This window comes from Limibacillus sp. (genome assembly GCA_037379885.1).
Lineage (GTDB): Bacteria > Pseudomonadota > Alphaproteobacteria > Kiloniellales > CECT-8803 > JARRJC01.
Map to the genome: position 1 here is coordinate 68,468 of JARRJC010000004.1, position 18,841 is coordinate 87,308.

Below are 18,841 nucleotides of genomic sequence, written 5' to 3' on the forward strand. Positions count from 1 at the left end.
ACAGCCCCTGACGAAAGGCAAAAAAAGAGAGGCGAGAGACCCGCGAAGGGTCTATCGCCTCTAGTTTAACCCTGGGGGGCCAGGGTGATCCTCGGTCCAGGAGAGCGCGCGTCCTTCTGCCGCTCGACGGCATGGCCGCTCTGTCCTCGACCTCTCATCTGAAAACAGGGGGATGGCTCAAAAAGTTACCCGCCCCCCTTCGATAACCAACGGTAGAAAAGTGCCACAATACAAAAATTGATACAAGTCTCTCGTGCAAGGCGCGCAATGGCTCCTTCTCTTTCACTTGCGCGGGTTTGCAGCGGCCCTTTTCGACCCCATCTTAGTATTATAACCTCTCAGGAACGAAGGATATCCTTTCGCATGAAAGCCGCAATCCACTCTCTCCCGATCCGCAGGGCGGCGCCTGCCTTGGCCCTGGTCTTGGGCCTCGCGGCCCATCCAGTGCTGGCCCAGGAACCGGGCGCCGAAGGGGAGGCGCAACAGAGCCCGGAAGAACTCGCGATCGAGGGCCTCGATACCCTGATGCGCGCGCTGGAACTGATGCTGCTGCAGATTCCGCAGTATGAGATGCCGGAAATGAACGAACGCGGCGACATCATCATCCGCCGCAAGAACCCGCCCCAAACGGCGCCGGAAGAAGCGCCAGAAGAGCCCGAGGCGGACCCAAAGGGCAGCGCCACGGAAACCTGACGGCGCGGATCAAACCCTTAGCGCTGCTGCCAGAAGGTATCGGGCCTGTAGATCCCGAAGTGCGCGCCGGGATCCCAGTTGTAGATCGCCTTTTCCGGCACGTTCTCGAACCCGTTCATGACCACGACCGGCTGAGGCACCTGCGCGACCAGTCCGATGGTCAGAACCTGATCGGCGTGGATCTCCAGAATTTCCTTCCAGATGGCGCGCCGCTCGGCGGTGGATCGCGCAGCGACCCACTTCTCGTATAGCCCCATCAGCCGCTGAGCGACCGGCATGTCGATGCCTTCGCCGGACGCGCCCTTGTTTTCGTGGTACTGGCCCCACTTCGGCCAGTGGAAGCTGTCCTGGTGCACCGGTACGAACTCCTCGGGGCTCATGCCCGGCGAGATCACCGCGTTCTCGTAGCCGAGCCAGAGGGTCATCACCGTTTCGCCCGCAAAGACCCGGTTTCTCAGCACCTCGCGCTGCATCGGCCTGTTGAATATCTTGATGCCGAGCTTCAGCCAGGAGTCCCCGATCAGCTCCAGCAGATCGCTTTCCAGGGAGCTTTCGCCGGCCGTCTCAACCACGATCTCCATCGGCCGCCCATCGGGCAGTAGACGAATGCCGCGGTCGTCGCGCTGAGTAAGACCCAGTTCGTCCAGCAGCAGGTTGGCCCTCTCCAGATCGTAGGAGGCATAACGCTGACGCAGTTCGGGATCGTAAAGGGAACTGCCCGGCAGGATCGACTGGTTGCCCTCGTTGGCGAGGCCGAAGTAGATCACCTGATTGACCTCGTGCCGGTTCACCCCCAGCGACAGGGCCCGCCTGTAACGGACGTCGCGGTTCAATTCGCGCCAGACCGGGTCGCTGACCGTCAGGTTGGGGTAGATCGCGTATTCCGATCCGCGCACCGTGTCCCAGAGGCGCACCTCATAGCCCGAGCGCTCTTCCGACTGCTTCAAGAAAGTGTAGTCGTCGAACCGCAGGCCCCGCGCCTGCAAGTCCGCATCCCCGGCCCCGCTCTTCACCGGAATCAGGTCGCCGCCCGTCACCACGATGGTCATCTGGTCCAGATAGGGAAGCTGCTTGCCCGCGCTGTCGACCCGGTGGAAGAAGGGGTTGCGCTTGAGCTCAAAGCGGGTCGAGGGCGGCTCGGTCACAGGCATCCAAGGTTGCAAAGTCGGCAGCGCGGGATTGTCGAAGCGCGAGAGGTTGTCGCGGCGTCCATGGAGCTGCGCCCAATCGCGCATGCCGTTTTCCTCCACCCGCTTGGCGAGCGCCTCGGGCTCCGCATAGCTCTTGTGGAATTGCTTCAGGTAATGGGACGGCGAGTAGATCACCAAGGGCAGCGCCCGCGCGAGACTGGCGAGAAAGAAGGGGTTGGGCCGGCTCCACTCGTAGCGGACCGTGTAGCTGTCCGGGTAGGTGACCGTCGGCAACTCCCCTTCGATGATCAGCGAAGCCGGGGGACCGACCGGCGACAGTTCCTCGTTGTTCGCCATGTCCTCCCACCAGTAGCGGAAGTCCTCGCTGGTGAAGGGCGCGCCATCCGACCAGCGGTGGCCGGGCCGCAGCTTCAGGGTGAAGGCGCGGCCATCCTCGACAACGACCTCCTTCAGGATGTCGGGCTGGAACTCCAAGGCCTCGCTGTAGCCCACGAGACGGGCATAGCCATAGACGAAGCCAAGCCGCACGTCCTTTTCCCGCCCCACCAGCATGCGCCACTCCCCGCCCTGCTCTCCAAGCACTTCGGGCGGCAGGGGTGAATAGACGGAGGGTGTATCGGGCAAGCGCTCGGAAACCGGCGGCGTCTGCCCGGAAGCCACGGCCTGCTCGAGGATCGGGGTCTCCTGCAAAGCGGTCGAAAGCGCGGAGTCGTCACTCATGATCTCGATATCCGCGCGCGCGGCCAAGGGAACGAACCCGGCGAGACCCGCCGCCAGCGTCAAGCAGAGAAATACCAGGAAGCGCCCTGGAAGTCGGCGCGAAGTCACGTTCATCATGGCTCTTTCGTCTTCTCCCTCACGACGATCTGCCCGGTGCCGGAGGGCATCTTGTACCAAGCCCGGCGCGGCTGGCTAGAGCTAGTTGGCCGAGGGGCTTGCCGCAGAGCCCAAGAGGCCCGATCTTCTCCGGTTATGAAAGCGCAAGAGACTTCTTCTGTCAGACAGCCCCGTTCGGGCGACCGCGGAGACCTGCACGCCTTGTCCCAAGCGCTGGCGGATCTCAAGCATAAGGACGCAGTCAGTCTCCCCTGGCTCGGCGGCGGCATCTGCCATACCTATCTGGAGGCTTCGGACAGGCTCACCTACCGGCCAGCCCGTCCCGTCGTCGGAACGGGCGAGAAGGCGGTGCAGCAGGATTTCGAAGTCTGCATGGAGCTTGGCGAGACCGGTCCCTTTCACGATCTGGCGGCGGCGCTCACAGCAGACTTGATGGACGCCGCCTCCGCCCTCACCCCGGCGCTGCTTCCAGAGGGCTTCGAGTTGAACGACATGATCGTGCAGCGCTATCCCAGCGGTTGCCGGGGCATCACCCCGCACGTCGACCACATCCGCTATCAAGGGCTGGTCGCCATTCTGGTGTTCCAGGGGCGCGGCAAGTTCGAGATCGTCGCCGACCGTAGCGGGGCCGCCCCGCAAGAGGTGCCCAACGGACCCGGCGACCTGCTTTTGATGACCGCGCCCGGATTCGCCGGAGAGCGCCGCCGCCCCTTCCACCGTCTGAGCGAGGTCAGCGAACCGCGCGTCATTCTGGGGCTCCGCTGGGACAGCCGTCATGGAGAGCCCTGGTAGCAAGGGCTCTGGCAGCACGCCTGCAAAGCTGCTAGGAAGCGCGCCGTCATGCTGCTGTCCGACTTCGACTACGACCTGCCGCGCCGTTTCATCGCGCAGCGCCCCGCGGAACCGCGGGAGTCCGCGAAGCTGCTGCGCGTGGGCGCGGACGGTCTGTCCGATCATATCGTCGCCGATCTGCCCGGCTTGCTGCGCCCCGGCGATCTGCTGATCTTCAACGACACCAAGGTGATCCCGGCGCGCCTGCGCGGCCGCCGCAACAACGCCAAGGTGGAAGCCCTGCTCCACAAGGCCGAACCCGCCGACGAGCGGGGCCGCCTGCTGTGGCGCGCCTTCTGCCGCCCGGCCAAGCGTCTTCGACCCGGAGAGGGTATCGTCTTCGCCAAAGGCTTCGAGGCCGAGATACTGGAAAAGCAGGAGGGCGGCGAACTGCTGCTCGCCTTCGACATGCCGCCCGAGGCGCTGCACGCGGCGTTGGAGCAGTACGGCGAAGCGCCGCTACCGCCCTATATCGAACGCGAGGAAGGCGCCGACGATCAGGACCTGCGCGACTACCAGACCATCTTCGCCAAGCGTGAAGGGGCGGTCGCCGCCCCCACGGCCGGCCTGCACTTCACCCCATCGCTGATGGCGGCGCTGAAGGAGCGCGGGCTGGAGACGGCCTCGGTGACGCTGCATGTCGGCGCCGGAACCTTCCTGCCGGTCAAGGTGGAGAAAATCGCAGACCACAAGATGCACAGCGAATGGGGCGAGGTAAGCCCGGAAACAGCCGACGCCATCGCCCGGACCAAAGCAGCGGGCGGGCGCGTCATCTCGGTCGGCACCACCTCTCTGCGCATCCTGGAAACGGCGGCGGCTGAGAGCGGCGCGGTCACGAGCTTCCAGGGGGACACCTCGATCTTCATCACGCCCGGCTTCACCTTCCGGGCCGTCGATCTGCTGCTCACCAATTTCCACCTGCCCTGCTCCACCCTCCTGATGCTGGTCAGCGCCTTCAGCGGCCGGCGGCGGATGCTCCAGGCCTATGAACACGCCAAGCAGCAGGGCTATCGTTTCTTCTCCTACGGCGATGCCTGTCTCCTGGAGCGGCTGAAAGAGGACTTGCCGGCATGAGCGGTCTGGGGTTTGAGATTTTGGGCCGGGACGGCGCGGCTCGGCGCGGGCGCCTGACCACCGCGCACGGCACGGCGGAGACGCCAGCCTTCATGGCGGTGGGAACGGCGGCCACCGTCAAGGGGCTGACCAGCGATCAGGTCCGCGCCACCGGCACGCAGATCGTGCTCGGCAATACCTATCATCTGATGCTGCGTCCCACGGCCGAGCGGGTCGCGGCCCTGGGCGGCCTGCACCGCTTCATGAACTGGCAGGGACCCATCCTGACCGATTCCGGCGGCTATCAGGTCATGTCCCTGGCCGACCTGCGCAAGATTACCGAAGAGGGCGTCACCTTTAAGTCCCACATCGACGGCGGGCGCCATGCCCTGACCCCTGAACGGGCGGTGGAGATCCAGGACCTGCTCGACGCCAATATCACCATGGTGCTGGACGAGTGCACGCCCTTCCCGGTCGAGGAGGCCGAGGCCAAGCGCTCCATGGAGCGCTCCATGCGCTGGGCGGCGCGCTGCAAGGAAGCCTTTCGCGCTCGCGAGGGCTACGGCCTCTTCGGGATCGTGCAGGGCAGTGTCTTCCCGGCGCTGCGCCGCGCCTCCGCGGAAGCCCTGAAAGAGATCGGCTTCGACGGCTACGCCATCGGCGGGCTCGCCGTTGGCGAAGGCCAGGAGCTCATGTTCTCCATGGTGGACGCGACGATTCCCCACCTGCCCGAGGAGCGCCCGCGCTACCTGATGGGCGTCGGCAAGCCCGCAGATCTGGTGGGCGCGGTGCGGCGGGGGGTCGACATGTTCGACTGCGTCCTGCCGACCCGCTCGGGCCGCACGGCCCAGGCCTTTACCCCGCGCGGCACGGTGAACCTGCGAAACGCCCGCCATCAGGACGACCCGAGGCCGCTGCAGGAGGATTGCCCCTGCACCGCCTGCCGCGATCATTCCCGGGCCTACCTGCATCATCTCTTCCGCGCTGACGAGATGCTGGGGCCGATCCTGCTGACCGAACACAATCTCACCTATTATCAAAGCCTGATGGCGGGGCTGCGGGCGGCCATTGAGGAAGGCCGGCTGGAGCCCTTCGCGGCCAGCTTCGAGGCTGCGCAGGCCAAGGGCGACATCGCGCCTCTCCAAGGCTAGACTCAGCCCCATGACGGCCGAGGACCCGAAAGCGGAGATCCGCGACCAGGCGCTTGCCCTGGGCTTCGATGCGGTCGGCTTCGCGCCCGCCGATCTGGGCGGCGTCGCCGCTGACCGGCTGAGGCAGTTCCTGGCCGAGGGTCTTCAGGGCGACATGGGCTGGCTCGCCGAGCGGTCGGAACAGCGCGGAGAGCCGCAGGCCCTGTGGCCGGACGCGAAGAGCGTCATCGTGCTGGCCCAGAACTACGGGCCAGAGGAAGACCCGCTTGCGACCCTGGAAGAGCCGGAGCAGGCCACCGTCTCCGTCTACGCGCGCAACCGCGACTACCACGACCTGATCAAGAAGCGGCTGAAGCGGCTTGGCCGCTGGATGGCCGAGCGCTACGGCTGTCAGCTCAAGGTCTTCGTCGACACCGCCCCGGTGATGGAAAAGCCGCTGGCGGAAAAGGCGGGAGTCGGCTGGCAGGGCAAGCACACCAACCTCGTCTCGCGGGCGTTCGGCTCCTGGCTCTTTCTGGGAGAGATATTCTGCGATCTGGAGCTTGCCCCCGATCCGCCGGAGGCCGACCACTGCGGGTCTTGCCGCGCCTGTCTCGACGTCTGCCCGACCGACGCCTTCCCCGCGCCCTACCGCCTGGATGCGCGGCGCTGCATCTCCTACCTGACCATCGAGCACAAGGGACCCATTGAGCGAAGCCTGCGCCCCCTGATGGGCAACAGGATCTATGGCTGCGACGACTGCCTGGCCGTCTGTCCCTGGAACAAGTTCGCCAGCGGGACGGGCGAACCCACGCTCCAGGCGCGCCAGGACTTGACCGCGCCGCGGCTCGCGGAGCTTGCGGAGCTGGACGACGCCGCCTTCCGCGCGCACTTCTCGGGCAGTCCGATCAAGCGCAGCGGACGCGACCGCTTCCTGCGCAACGTTCTGATAGCCATCGGAAACTCAGGGAGCGAGAGCGTCGTTCCCTCCGCCATGGCGCGGCTTGACGATGGGTCGCCGCTGGTGCGCGGCGCCGCCGTCTGGGCGCTGTCGCGGCTGCTCGACCGAACAGCGTTCGACCAACTGAGGCGCGAGCGTCTGGAGAGAGAGAAGGATCCGTCGGTTCAGGAGGAGTGGCTGCCCGAGAGCGAGCGGATATAGGCATGAAGGTTGGAGAGACTGAAGGGCTTGCGCATCACTTGGCGGCATCCCAGTTCGCGGGCGCGCTCCAGCTCGCCGTCGCTGCCCGACATCAGGATCACTTCGCAGTCCTGATCAGGCAGCGTACTGATTTTCCGGTAAGCGCTGATGCCGTCCAGAGCCGGCATTTCCAGGTCCATCACCAGAACGTCGGGACGCATGGCGATCAGGCGCTCTACGGCCTCTTCCCCATCGACTGCTTCCTCGACTTGAAGGCCCTTGCGGGCAAGATACTCGACAATCTCGCCCCGCAGTTCGGCGTCGTCGTCCGTAACCAGTACCCGTAAGGGAAGCTTATCATCACGCATTCAGCCCGGCTCCGACCTTCACTCAAAGACGACAATCGTCAAAGTTTATAACACTTATCAAAGAGTGCCATAAAGATGTAATCGATACTAATTAAATCTAATGATACGCGCGAAAAACTGAATTTACTTCAAGCATTGATAGGTGATTCGCACGGGCTGCAGGGCCGGACAAGGTGTCCAGAAGCTGTCCTGGTCGAGAATGGAGATGTTCTGCGTCCCGTCCGGACAGGATTGCAGCGCGTCGTAGCGGATATCTTCGATATCGTTGATCACGTTGCCATAGCAAAGCGCGCGAACGTCGCTGGGAAAGGCGCGCGTGACGGAATCGGCGAACTTGCGCGCGGGCGGCACCGGCGTGGTGCTGTTCGTGCAACTGGAGACGATCAGGAGCGCCAGGAAGGCCAGAAGGATGCGCCCGGTCGGATTGGCCGAGCAGCGACGCGGCTCTGTTTTCAGCGTCCCTTCCGGGCTCGAAGTTTTCTTTTTCATTCGTCCCCCAGGTCCAAGGCGCCCACGACATGATCTTCAAGGTCTTCTTCGTCGACTTCAAGCTCGCTGACGGCATCGCGCGCAATCCAGGCTCCCGCCTTGGCGACGCTGGACGGGTCGCCGCTGACCAGGGGGTGCCATTCGGGCAGGTCCTTGCCCTCGTAAAGCAGCCTGTAAGCGCAGGTCGGCGGCATCCAGGGCAACTCGGAGAGGTTCCCCGGCGTGAGCGTCACGCAGTTCGGCACCAGGCGGCTGCGCTCCTCATAGCGCGTGCAGCGGCAGGTTCCCAAGTCCAGCAGCTTGCAGGCGACATCGGTCTCGTAGATCACGCCGCTTTCGTCGTCCTCCAGCTTGACCAGGCAGCACTGCGCGCAGCCGTCGCAGAGCGATTCCCACTCCTCGCGGTTCATCTCGTTCAGTGACTTGGACTTCCAGAAGGGTTGCCGGCCGCTCATGGCTCCTCTCGGCGCGAACAGGTGGCGCGATCGCGTGGCGCAAAGCAGGGGCTTCTTAGAGGAGCGGGCTGGAAAAGAAAAGCCCCGCTTCCCGGCGAAGGGGAAGCGGGGCTTTCAATTGGGGAGCATCGGGGATCAAGCGGACTGGCTGACCATCCTTGCAACGCCACCCGAAGGTTTCAGGGCATGCGCCCCGTCGCCGAGCAGAGCCTGGGTCAGGGCGGCGGCGGCGAGGAACAGAGGGTATTCCCAGCCCCCGCCCTCGGCGGTGAAGAGCCAGCCATTGCCGGAATGCACCCAGAGCGCGCCCAGCAGCACCAGCGAAACCCAGCGGGTGAAGACCCCGAGGATCAAGGCGAGCCCGCCGAGCGATTCAGCGGCGATGGTCGCATAGGCGAGGACCGCCGGCAGGCCGAGGGACTCAAAGAACCCGACGGTGCCGCCTACCGTGAAGACGAAAATCTTCAGATAGAGGCCGTGGGCCAGAAACATGACGCCCAGGGACACGCGCAGGATGAGAGCGGCGTAGGGAGCGGTTTTGCTGTCGATCATGGGATTTCTCCTCCAACTCTTGAACGGATCAACGGGATCCAAACTTGCTTGACGAGGAAGATAGATTTGCGTTGACGGGAACAAAATACTAAAGTTTCAGAACTTAATTCTCATATTTGCGAATCATGGGTCTGGTCCGGCGATGACGATGGATTGGGACGACCTCCGCTTCTTTCTTGCGATCCTGAGGGCCGGCGGCCTGCCCGCGGCGGCCCAGCGCCTGGGCGTGACGACCTCCACCGTCTACCGCCGGCTCGATTCCCTTGAGGCGGCGCTGGGCGTGCGTTTGATCGAGCGCGGCGGGCGCAGCATGGCCGTCACGCCGGCGGGCGAAGAGCTTCAGCGGGCCGCCGAGACAATGGACCAAGCCGCCGAGGCGACGGTGAACCGGATCGCCGGGCGCGATCTCGAACCGGCGGGGCTGATCCGCATCACCGCCCCGGACGATCTGGCCGACAGCATCCTGCTGCCGCTCTTCGCCGACTTCCGGGCGCGCTACCCGCGGATCCGGCTCGAACTGGTGACCGACAACCGCTTCTTGAACCTGACGCGGCGCGAAGCGGACGTGGCCCTGCGGCCCACGCGGACCCCTCCCGAGAACCTTCTGGGACGGCGCATCGCCAAGATCGCAAGCGCGGTCTACGCGACACCCGCGCTGGCCGAGACCGCTCTCGACGCTCAGAACTGGGTCACCTGGGAAGAAGGTCTGGGGCCCAGCGCACATGGCAAGTGGCTGGCCGGCGTCCTGGGACCCGGACAACCCGTCCTCAGAGTGAACTCGATGCGCTCCCTGGGAGAGGCCGCGGCAAGGGGGCTGGGAGCGGCTCTGCTGCCCTGCCATGTGGGCGACCCCGATCCGCGCCTCGTGCGGATACTCGCACCACAGGAGGAGTGGGACAGCGACCTATGGCTGCTGACCCATCCGGGCTTGCGGTCGGTCGCGCGCATCCGTCTTCTGACCGACGAGCTTTTCCGCGCCCTGCGCCGGAAAGCCGCGCTCTTTTCAGGGGAACAAGCCTGACGGCTGGGCAAGACAGCTCCGGAACACTATCTTCGCCGGGGAGTGCGGCGCTTGCGCGCGCTTTGAGGCGAAGGAGAACTGCCCGGCATGACAATCAAGAAGGCAAGCGGATACCTTCTGTTGGTGGTCTTCATGGCCGCCTACAGCGTGGCGGCGGTCATGCTGGCCGAAGCGATTCTTCCGCAATCCGTGGGTTGGAGCCTGCTCTACTACGCCGTGGTGGGGATCGCCATCGTCTATCCCTGCATCAAAATCCTGGACTGGACACAGAAGTAGGCGGCAGGCGGGCGGGCGCTCAGGGGCTCTCCACCAAGTCGCCCAGGGCCTCGCGGATCGCGGTTTCCAATTCGGCCTTCCGGAAGGGCTTCATCAGGATCCTGTCGCCCCGGTCGACCCAGCCCGAGTGCGCCATGGCCTCGGTCGGATAGCCCGAGACGAACAGCACCTTCAGGTCCGGTCTCATTTCCCGGGCGGCCTTCACCAACGCGGGCCCCTGACGCTCACCGGGGATCACCACGTCGGTAATCATCAGATCGAGGTGCTGACCCCCGGACAGGATGGCAAAGCCCTCGTCGCCGTCACCGGCCTCGAAAGTCTCGAAGCCGAGCTGATGCAAGCGTTTGATCATCATCCTCCGCACCGCCGCTTCGTCTTCGACGACCAGCACGCTCAAGCCCTTCCAGGGGGTGCCGCCACTCGGGCTGGCGGGCTCGGCGGGCCGTTCGGATAGCGCCAAGTCGCTGTCGGGAATGATGAGCGTGACCTCGGTGCCGATGCCTTCACGGCTGGCGATCTGCAAGGCGCCACCGGACTGGCTGCAGAATCCGGAGACCATCGAGAGCCCCAAGCCGGAGCCCTGCCCCGCCGGTTTGGTGGTGAAGAAGGGTTCGAAAATCCGGGCCAGGTTTTCCTCGGAGATTCCCTCGCCGTCGTCGATCACGGAGAGGGTGACATAGGAACCGGGCTTCAGGTCGCCCAGACGCAACACAGGCGCATCGGAGCGGGGTTCCTCCCCGCTCCGGCGCACGATCATGGCGCCGCTGGCCACGGTCACGCTGCCGCCTTCGCCGACGGCGTCGCGGGCGTTGATCACCAGATTGAGCAAGGCGTTCTCCAGCATGCGGGGGTCGACGCGAACGGCGCGCAGGCCCTCCTGAAGCCGGTAGCGCAGGGTGACCCGCTCGCTCACGCTGTTGGTGAGAAGCCGCTCGATGCCTCTCAGAACGGCGTTGGGATCGACGACCTCGGGATGGAGCGGCGCCCTGCGGCCGAAGGAGAGCAGCTTCTTGGTCAGTTCCGCGCTCGTCTCCGCTGCGCGCATGGCATCCTCCAGCGACGCGTCGAGCGCCGGGTCGCCGCCGCGTTCGTCGTGGGCCGCCTTGATGGACTCCAGATTGCCAAGCACCACCGCCAGCAGGTTGTTGAAGTCGTGCGCGATGCCGCCCGTCAGCTTGCCCACGGCTTCCAGCTTCTGGGACTGGCGGAGTTCCTCTTCCGCCTGGCGCTGCTCCGTGATGTCCTCGGCCAGCACGACGAAGCCACTGACCACGCCATCCTCGTCCGTCTGCGGATAGAGCAGTTCGCGCACCAGCCGGCGCCCCATGTTGGGGATCACGGCCTCGATCTCGCTCCGGCTTTCCTGTCCCTGGAGGGCGCAGTCCATGTGCGGGCGCAGCGCGCGGTAGTTCTCCTCGCCCACGACTTCGCGCAGCGTCTTTCCGATCATCGTCTCGGGGTCTACGCCGAACCACTGCTTGTAGCGGGCGTTGGCGTAGCGGTAGCGCTCATCCGCGCCGACGTAGGCGAGCAGCACGGGCAGGCGGTCCGTGATGAAGCTCAAGAGATCGACGGTGCGCTTGACCTCCGTGACGTCCTCGATGATCCCCATGAAATGGGTTAACTGCCCGTCCTCGCCGGTGATGGGGGCGATGCTCATCCTGTTGATGAAGAGGCTGCCGTCCTTGCGGTAGTTGCGGATGTCCGCCTGGGTCGCGGTGCCCTCCTCGATGGCGCGGCGGATCCGTTGAAGTCCCGCCTGATCGCGGTCCCCGCGCTGAAGGAACTGGCAGGACCCGCGCAGCGCCTCCTTCTCCGAATAGCCGGTGATCTGGCTGAAGGCCTTGTTGACGTAAACATTCTGCTGGTTGCCGTCGGCGCGCGCGATGACGATGCCGTTGGAGGCCTGATCCAGCGCCTTGCCCTTCAGGCGGATCTCCTCGCGGACTGCGACAAGGCTGAGAACATGCTGGGCCGCCACTCCCAGCAGCAGGATGCCGATGCTGTTGCCGAGAAGCACGAGCGGCCCGGCCGCGACCAGGGCCGCCCAGCTCCGCTCCAGCCCCTGATCCAGGAAGAAGGTGGGCGCCACCGCCAGACTGACCACCAGCGACATAGCGACGAAGTCCAGCAGGTCAGCGTCCCGCTGAAAGTACCGTCGGTAGAGCCAGGCGAAGACGCAACCCAGGACGCCATAAACCGCCATGGAGACCATCCCGCCAATGACGAAATCTCCGCCGACCTGATAGCGCGCGACCGCTCCGAACAAGGCAGTGATCGCCGCCGCTATCGGACCGCCGACAAAGCCGGAGATGACGACCGGCCCCGCCCGCATGTCGATCACCGAGCCGTTGGGCAATATGAAGGGGTTGGAAACCAGCGCCAGGACGGTCAGCCCGAATACGACGCCCGTCACGACGCCAAAGAAACGCGAGTTGGCATTGAAGAAGCCCCGCCAACGGCCCGCGAAGACGAGCCCCATGGCGCAGAGGGCCAGCAAGCCCGCATTCACGATGAACTGGTCCAACCCAGCAACCCCCAGTTTTATCGTCACGAATTACAAATGATGAATCAGAGGGGAGTCGCTGTCCAACGATTTATCACAATCGACAGGCGTATTTATCTATCTAATTCAATAGTTATCAATCATTCTTAATCTTATTTGTAGATTTCATAACGCTGCGCCTAAAGATAGAAGGTGCGTTTTAGGGTTTTCTAATAAGATCTGACGCCACTCTCCAACCCCACTTAGTTGCCTCGCTCCAGCGCCGCCTTGCGGATCGCGCTCAAGGTGGTGGCGGGCGTGATCGCCTCGGGATCAATCCGAAGCTCGATCAAGGCTGGTCCCTGCGCCGCCATCGCGCGCTCCAGGGCGGGGGCGAACTGCGCGTCCTCCTCCACCGTTTCGCCAAAGGCCCCGTAGGCCCGCGCCAGGGCCGCGAAGTCGGGATTGGCGAGCTGGGTCCCCATGACGCGTTCGGGGTACTCGCGCTCCTGGTGCATCCGAATGGTGCCGTACTGGCCGTTGTTGACCACGAGGATCAAGATCTTGAGGCCGTACTGCACCGCTGTCGCCAGCTCCTGACCGTTCATCAGGAAGCAGCCGTCCCCCGCCCAGGCGACCACCGTCGCCTCGGGCCGCGCGATCTTCGCGGCGACCGCGGCCGGCGTGCCATAGCCCATGGACCCGCTGGTGGGCGCAAGCTGGCTGCCAAAGCGGCGGTAGGGGTGGAAACGGTGCACCCACGCGGAATAGTTGCCCGCGCCGTTGCAGTGGATCGTGTCCTCGGGCAGTTGCTCGTCCAGGGTCCGCACGACCTGCGAAAGCTGGAGAGGCCCGGGCGATTGCGTAGGCTGGCGGAAGGCCTCGTAGGCAGCGCGCAGCGCAGCGCGACGCTCCTCCCACTTCGCCCCGAGCCTCAGGTCGGAGAGCGCGGCCGCCATCGCTGGCATGGCCGCGTTGATGCCCAGCAAGGGCTGGTAGACGCGCCCCAGTTCCTCAGCGCCGGGGTGGACATGCACCAACCCCTGATCGGGAACCGGCGGCTTGACGAGGCTATAGCCGGAGGTCGTCATCTCGCCCAGGCGCGCGCCCAGCACCAGCAGCAGGTCGGCCTCCCGAACCGCCGCGGCCAGCTTGGGGTCGATGCCGATCCCGACGTGGCCGACGTAGCAGGGATGCTGGTTATCGAACAGGGACTGGCAGCGGAAGGAAACCGCGACCGGCAGCGCATGGGCCTCGGCAAAGCGCTCGACCTGCTTGCAGGCTTCAGCCGTCCAACCGCCGCCGCCCAGGATCGCCAGCGGCTGCTTGGCCTGAGCCAGCAGGGCGCTCAGCCGTTCCATCTCCGCGGGACCGGGATGGGCCAGAGCCGGCGTGACCGGCTGAAGTCCGGCGGCCTCTTCGACCGCATCGGTCAGCATGTCCTCGGGCAGCGCAAGCACGACGGGGCCGGGACGCCCCTGCTGGGCCACATGCCAGGCGTGCGACAGGAATTCCGGGATGCGCTCGACCTGATCGATCTGCGCCACCCACTTGGCGAGCTGGCCGTACATGCGGCGGTAGTCGATTTCCTGAAAGGCCTCACGCTCGATCATGTCGCGCCCGACCTGCCCGATGAACAGCACCATGGGAATGGAGTCCTGCTGGGCGATGTGGACCCCGGCGCTGGCGTTCGTGGCGCCCGGCCCGCGGGTCACGAAGCAGACGCCCGGCTTGCCGGTCAGGCGCGCGTGGGCGTCGGCCATCATGGCCGCTCCCCCCTCCTGCCGGCAGATCACGAAGCTGAAATCGGGATGCTGGGTCATGGCGTCGAGCGCCGCCAGATAGCTCTCTCCCGGCACGCCGAAGGCCGTGTCGCAGCCCAGTTGCACAAGACAATCGATCAGGATTTCCCCGCCCGTGCGCACAGTTCGCTTCCTTTCGCTTGGAGTCCTTGAGGATGCTGGCATGGTGCCAGCGCGCCGGGAGCGCGGCAAGCCGGGAGCGCGCCAGCGCCACCGGTCAGGGCTTGCTGTCCACCGGCGCCCAGCGTGCGGTCAGCAGGTACCAGAGGACGCCCAGCGCCTGGAGCACCAGGAAGGCCCCGAAGGCGGCCTTGTAACCAAGCGGCGAGCCGCCGCCCTGCGCCCCGGCGGGAAACAGCTCGATGATGGCGCCGATGGCGTACTGGGTGGCAAAGGCGCCGGAGAAGACCAGAAGGTTGAGCGCCGTGCTGGCGCGGCCCGAGAGCGCCATGGGGAAGTGCCGCGAGAGCACCGCGAAGACGATGGCCGTGCCGTTACCGGTCAGCGCGAAGAGCACCCAGGGCCAGAGCGCCTCGGGGTTCCATTGGAAAACGATGGGAACCTGCGAGCCCATGAAGAGCAGCGCCAGGATGAAAAAGGAACTCGGCAGGGAAAAGCCGATCCGCTCCAGCCGGTCGGCCAGGAAACCGGCGATGATGAAGCCGGCGGTCAGGCTGGCGGCGGTCCAGAAGAGGTATCCGGCCACGGTGCCGTCCTCGAGCCCCGCCACCTCGCCCAGGTAGGGGCCGATCCATAGCCCCTGCACGGCGAGCCCGAACGACACGATCGGCACGGAGAGCGGGACCACGCGCCAGAAAAGCCGGTCGGCGAAGACCTGACCGGTGCCCTTCAGCGCCTCTTTCAAGCTGGAGCGCTCTCCGCTGTTCCGCTCCGGCGAGACGGTGAAGATGACGAAGGCGACCAGCAGCGTCAGCCCGGCCAAGACCAGGAAGACGCCGCGCCAGTCCAAGAACTGAAGGGCGTATTCCGTCGGCGCCGTCGCCGAGAGCGCGCCGAGCCCGCCCATGGCCAGGAAGCAGCCGTTGACCAGCGCCCAGCGCTCACGCGGGAACCAGAGGGTGATGGCCTTGAAGGAGGCCATGAGCCCGCCCGCGACGCCGAAACCGATCAGGGCGCGGCCCGCAAGGAGCGCCGTCAGGTCCTCGCCGCGCGAGAAGAGAAAGGCCCCCAGCGCCGCGAAACAGAGCAGCAGCGACTGCACGCGGCGCGGCCCGAAGCGGTCGAGCAGCACGCCCAAGGGCAGTTGAAAGGCCGCAAAGCTGAGGAAGTAGGCCGCCGTGAGAAGTCCCAGGTCGGCTGGGCCGATGCCCAGCTCCTCCACCAGGCGCGGCGCGAGGACGGCGTTGACCGTGCGATAGAGGTAGGAAAGGAAATAGCCGCCGGCGAAGGGCAGGAAGACGGTCAGAACGGCCGTCATGATCGGCGCCGGGGCTGGCTGCCCGGCTGGCGCTGGCCTGTCGGTCATTGCGTTCCTGCTGGTCCTTGCTTGGCGGGCGGTGGCGCGAATCAGTCCGTCAGCAGCAAGGTATCTTCCGGCGACCAGTAACACCAGACCCGCTGGCCGACGCGGAACAGGCTGTCGAGCGACCGGCGGTCGTTCTGCACATTGGCCATGATGCGGTGTCCGTCCGGCGCCTCGATGAAGACCGAGGAGGTCTCCCCGTAGTAGGCCAACTCGGTGATGTCGCCCTGAAAGGCCACCTTGTCATCCGACGGCTGTTCGCTGGAGACCTTGACCTTCTCGGGCCTGACGGCGACCCAGGCCGTGGCGCCGCCCTCGGCGTCGCCCGGCACCTCCAGGCGGCCCAGTTCCTTCACGGAGAGCTCCGTGCGGTTGCCGCTGGACGAGACCACCTGCCCCTCGAAGAGGTTGGTCTTCCCGATGAAGTCGGCCACGAAGCGGCAATTGGGATATTCGTAGAGTTCCTCCGGCCCGGCCATCTGCCGGACCAGCCCGCTCTCCATCACGGCGATGCGGTTGGCCATGGAAAGCGCCTCGGACTGGTCGTGGGTCACGATCACGAAGGTGATGCCGACCGTCTCCTGAAGGCGCACCAGCTCCAGCTGCATGGCCTCGCGCAGCTTGGCGTCCAGAGCGGAAAGCGGTTCGTCCAGCAGCAGCACGCGCGGGCGCTTCACAAGAGCGCGCGCCAGCGCCACACGCTGACGCTGGCCGCCGGAGAGCTGATCGGGCATCCGCTTGCCGTAGCCGCCGAGCTTGACCAGGTCCAGCGCTTCTTCGACCCGCTTATCGACGTCGTTGGTGTCCCCCACGACCTTGAGCCCGTAGGCCACGTTGTCGGCCACCGACATGTGCGGAAAGACCGCGTAGGACTGGAAGACCATGTTGACCGGGCGGCGGTTGGGCTGAACGTTGGACATGTCCTGACCGTCGATCCGGACCACGCCGGTGGTCGGTATCTCAAAGCCTGCCAGCATGCGCAGCAGCGTGGTCTTGCCGCAGCCCGAGGGGCCCAGCAGGGCGAAGAACTCGCCCTCCTTGATGTCGATCGAAACCTCGTCGACCGCGACCACCGAGCCGAAGCGCTTGGTCACCTTTTCGATCGAGATGATGGTCTTCCTGTCTTCCATGGTGCCCTGCTTTCCTGCTGGCGCCCGCCCGCGGTCAATCGCCGGTCAGGCTGCTCTTGCTCTTGGTCTGGATGTACATGGCGAGCGTGGTCACCACGACGGTGATCGCGATCAGCACGGTCGAGGCGGCGTTCACCTCCGGCGTCACCGAGAAGCGCACCATCGAGTAGACCTTGACCGGGAAGGTCACGGTCTCCGGACCCGAGGTGAAGAAGGTGATCACGAAGTCGTCGAGCGACAGCGTGAAGGCCATGAGCGCGCCCGCGATCAAACCCGGTTTCATGAAGGGAACGATGATGTCCCGCATGGCCTGCCATTCGGTCGCCCCCAGGTCCTTCGCGGATTCCTCCAGCTCGCGGTTGAAGTTCACCAGCCGCGCCCGGACGATCATGGCCACGAAGGGGAAGGAGAAGGACACGTGCGCGATGATGATCGGCGAGAGTTTCAGCGGCCAGCCCCAGGACGTCGGCCAGCCGACCTGCGTGAAGAAGGCCATCATGGCGACGCCCATGCAGATCTCCGGGATCACGATGGGCAGCGCCATCGCGCCCTCGTATCCGGCCTTGAAGGGGAAGCGGAAACGCCAGAGGAGGACGGCCACCATGGCCCCCAGGACGGTTGCGAAAATCGTGTTGAAGAAGGCGATGGTGATGGAGTTCCCGAAGGCGAGCAGCAGGTCCTCGTTGTTCAGGGCCTTCACGTAGTAGTCCAAGGTGAAACCGCGCCAGACGATGTTGCGGCGGCTGTCGTTGAAGGAATAGACGATCAGCGTGATGATCGGCGCGTAGAGGAACACCATCACGGCGAAGACCGAGAGGCGCAGCCAGAGGCGCTTGGAGTATTCGAGCGGCCCGATGGAAATCTTCTTAGCCTTGCCGAACATCGCCTCAGCCCTCCATCCGGGAGTTCTTGCGTTCCATGACCGCGCGCAGCGCCAGCGCGCCGAAGGTCAGGTACATCAAGATGAAGGAGAGCGCCGCGCCGAAGGGCCAGTCGTTGGCGCTCTTGAACTGCCGCTCGATCACGTTGCCGATCAGCTGGCTGTCGGGCCCGCCCAGCAGGTCCGGCTGCAGGAAGGATCCCAGCGCCGGGATGAAGGTGATGATGATGCCCGAGAGGATGCCCGCCTTGCTGAGCGGGATGATGACCGTGCGGAAGGTCCTGACCTGGGAGGCCCCAAGGTCCAGGCTCGCCTCGATGTAGCTGCGGTCCATGCGCTCCAGCGCCGCATAGAGCGGCAGGATCATGAAGGGCAGGAAGACGTAGGTCATGCCGAACAGCACGGCGGTGTTGTTGTAGAGCAACTCCAGATAGGTGAAGCGCGGATTCATCAGATGGCCCAGGCCGATCCCGTCCACCACCCAGTAGATGCGGTCGTAGAACCACTCCAGCGTGAAGTTGACGTAGCCCCGGCTGCGCAGCACCGCGATCAGCGCATAGGTGCGGATCAGAAGGTTGGTCCAGAAAGGCAGGATGACCAGCAGCAGAAGCACCGGTTTCCACTTGGCCGGCGCGAAGGAAATCGCAAAGGCCACCGGGAACCCCAGGATGAAGCAGAAGAGCGTGGTGAGCCCCGCCATCCAGAAGGACTTGAGCAGGATCTCAAGATAGATCCACTCGACCGCGCGTGCGTAGTTGTCGAAGGTCCAGGTCAGCTCAAGGTCGATGATCCCCTGCTTTTCCGAGAAGGAAAAGACCCAGACCATCGCCAGCGGTACGAGGAAGAAAGCCACCAACCAGAAGGTCGGCGGCAGGCTTGTCACCCAGAAGACCAGAGGGTGTCGCCGCCAGTTTTCCATCTACCCCGATCCCTTTCCTTGGCGCAGACGCCCTCTCCCGCCGGTTCCGGCAAGCAGGCGCTGGAAGATGAAGGTTCCTCCCGTAAAGGGCCGCCCGTGCGCCGCCGGCAGCCCTTTGCGGGAAGGGCCCGGCGGGCTTCTCCAA

The 18,841-nt window shown here is 65.2% G+C and carries 18 protein-coding genes; 7 read left to right on the forward strand and 11 right to left on the reverse strand.

All coding sequences use genetic code 11. The features are described from left to right. Window positions 1–363 precede the first annotated feature (363 nt). Window positions 364–693, forward strand: a complete 330-nt coding sequence (locus P8X75_02695; GenBank protein ID MEJ1994108.1) for a hypothetical protein — start codon at window positions 364–366, stop codon at window positions 691–693. A gap of 17 nt (window positions 694–710) precedes the next feature. Here the strand turns inward: P8X75_02695 and P8X75_02700 are convergent, their stop codons facing one another. Then, window positions 711–2,681, reverse strand: coding sequence for an ABC transporter substrate-binding protein (locus P8X75_02700; protein MEJ1994109.1), 1,971 nt, complete (start codon window positions 2,679–2,681; stop codon window positions 711–713). A 201-nt stretch (window positions 2,682–2,882) separates the two neighbouring features. Between P8X75_02700 and P8X75_02705 the strand changes: the two genes are divergently transcribed. Genes P8X75_02705 through queG form a run of 4 tightly spaced genes read left to right on the forward strand, consistent with a single transcriptional unit; the run spans window position 2,883 to window position 6,857 of the window. Then, the gene (locus P8X75_02705) at window positions 2,883–3,473 is read left to right on the forward strand and encodes a hypothetical protein (GenBank protein MEJ1994110.1); all 591 of its coding nucleotides are present in this window, start codon (window positions 2,883–2,885) and stop codon (window positions 3,471–3,473) included. A 48-nt stretch (window positions 3,474–3,521) separates the two neighbouring features. Then, window positions 3,522–4,586, forward strand: a complete 1,065-nt coding sequence (gene queA, locus P8X75_02710; GenBank protein ID MEJ1994111.1) for a tRNA preQ1(34) S-adenosylmethionine ribosyltransferase-isomerase QueA — start codon at window positions 3,522–3,524, stop codon at window positions 4,584–4,586. Beyond that, a complete protein-coding gene (tgt, locus tag P8X75_02715) occupies window positions 4,583–5,716 on the forward strand; it encodes a tRNA guanosine(34) transglycosylase Tgt (protein ID MEJ1994112.1) in 1,134 nt (377 codons plus the stop codon). Before queA ends, tgt begins: the two co-directional genes overlap by 4 nt. A gap of 10 nt (window positions 5,717–5,726) precedes the next feature. Then, window positions 5,727–6,857, forward strand: a complete 1,131-nt coding sequence (queG, locus tag P8X75_02720; GenBank protein MEJ1994113.1) for a tRNA epoxyqueuosine(34) reductase QueG — start codon at window positions 5,727–5,729, stop codon at window positions 6,855–6,857. Here the strand turns inward: queG and P8X75_02725 are convergent. From P8X75_02725 to P8X75_02740, 4 genes are all read right to left on the reverse strand, one after another. Continuing rightward, the gene (locus tag P8X75_02725; protein ID MEJ1994114.1) at window positions 6,821–7,204 is read right to left on the reverse strand and encodes a response regulator; all 384 of its coding nucleotides are present in this window, start codon (window positions 7,202–7,204) and stop codon (window positions 6,821–6,823) included. The two genes, queG and P8X75_02725, sit on opposite strands and share 37 nt — an antisense overlap. 123 nt (window positions 7,205–7,327) lie before the next feature. Next, a complete protein-coding gene (locus P8X75_02730) occupies window positions 7,328–7,693 on the reverse strand; it encodes a hypothetical protein (GenBank protein MEJ1994115.1) in 366 nt (121 codons plus the stop codon). Next, window positions 7,690–8,148: a YcgN family cysteine cluster protein gene (locus P8X75_02735; GenBank protein ID MEJ1994116.1), complete on the reverse strand. Its 459-nt coding sequence runs from the start codon at window positions 8,146–8,148 to the stop codon at window positions 7,690–7,692. The genes P8X75_02730 and P8X75_02735 overlap by 4 nt, the downstream gene beginning before the upstream one ends. A 135-nt stretch (window positions 8,149–8,283) precedes the next feature. Beyond that, on the reverse strand, window positions 8,284–8,700 hold the full coding sequence (locus P8X75_02740; protein MEJ1994117.1) for a DoxX family protein: 417 nt from the start codon (window positions 8,698–8,700) through the stop codon (window positions 8,284–8,286). 142 nt (window positions 8,701–8,842) lie between these two features. On the opposite strand from P8X75_02740, the gene P8X75_02745 reads away from it, so the two are divergent. Beyond that, on the forward strand, window positions 8,843–9,721 hold the full coding sequence (locus P8X75_02745) for a LysR family transcriptional regulator (GenBank protein ID MEJ1994118.1): 879 nt from the start codon (window positions 8,843–8,845) through the stop codon (window positions 9,719–9,721). Between the two features lie 87 nt (window positions 9,722–9,808). Continuing rightward, complete coding sequence (locus P8X75_02750; GenBank protein MEJ1994119.1) at window positions 9,809–9,997, forward strand: DUF2842 domain-containing protein; 189 nt, start codon at window positions 9,809–9,811, stop codon at window positions 9,995–9,997. 19 nt (window positions 9,998–10,016) lie between these two features. Here P8X75_02750 and P8X75_02755 read toward each other — a convergent pair whose 3' ends face one another. From P8X75_02755 to P8X75_02780, 6 genes are all read right to left on the reverse strand, one after another. After that, entirely contained in the window at window positions 10,017–12,524 is a 2,508-nt protein-coding gene (locus P8X75_02755) for a PAS domain-containing protein (protein MEJ1994120.1), read from the reverse strand. Window positions 12,525–12,745: 221 nt separating this feature from the next. Continuing rightward, the gene (locus P8X75_02760; protein MEJ1994121.1) at window positions 12,746–14,407 is read right to left on the reverse strand and encodes a thiamine pyrophosphate-binding protein; all 1,662 of its coding nucleotides are present in this window, start codon (window positions 14,405–14,407) and stop codon (window positions 12,746–12,748) included. Window positions 14,408–14,501: 94 nt separating this feature from the next. Next, window positions 14,502–15,770, reverse strand: a complete 1,269-nt coding sequence (locus P8X75_02765) for an MFS transporter (GenBank protein ID MEJ1994122.1) — start codon at window positions 15,768–15,770, stop codon at window positions 14,502–14,504. A 41-nt stretch (window positions 15,771–15,811) separates the two neighbouring features. Further along, window positions 15,812–16,897, reverse strand: a complete 1,086-nt coding sequence (locus P8X75_02770) for an ABC transporter ATP-binding protein (GenBank protein MEJ1994123.1) — start codon at window positions 16,895–16,897, stop codon at window positions 15,812–15,814. Window positions 16,898–16,931: 34 nt separating this feature from the next. Next, a complete protein-coding gene (locus P8X75_02775; GenBank protein MEJ1994124.1) occupies window positions 16,932–17,780 on the reverse strand; it encodes an ABC transporter permease in 849 nt (282 codons plus the stop codon). A 4-nt stretch (window positions 17,781–17,784) separates the two neighbouring features. After that, window positions 17,785–18,696: an ABC transporter permease gene (locus P8X75_02780; protein MEJ1994125.1), complete on the reverse strand. Its 912-nt coding sequence runs from the start codon at window positions 18,694–18,696 to the stop codon at window positions 17,785–17,787. Window positions 18,697–18,841: the final 145 nt, after the last annotated feature.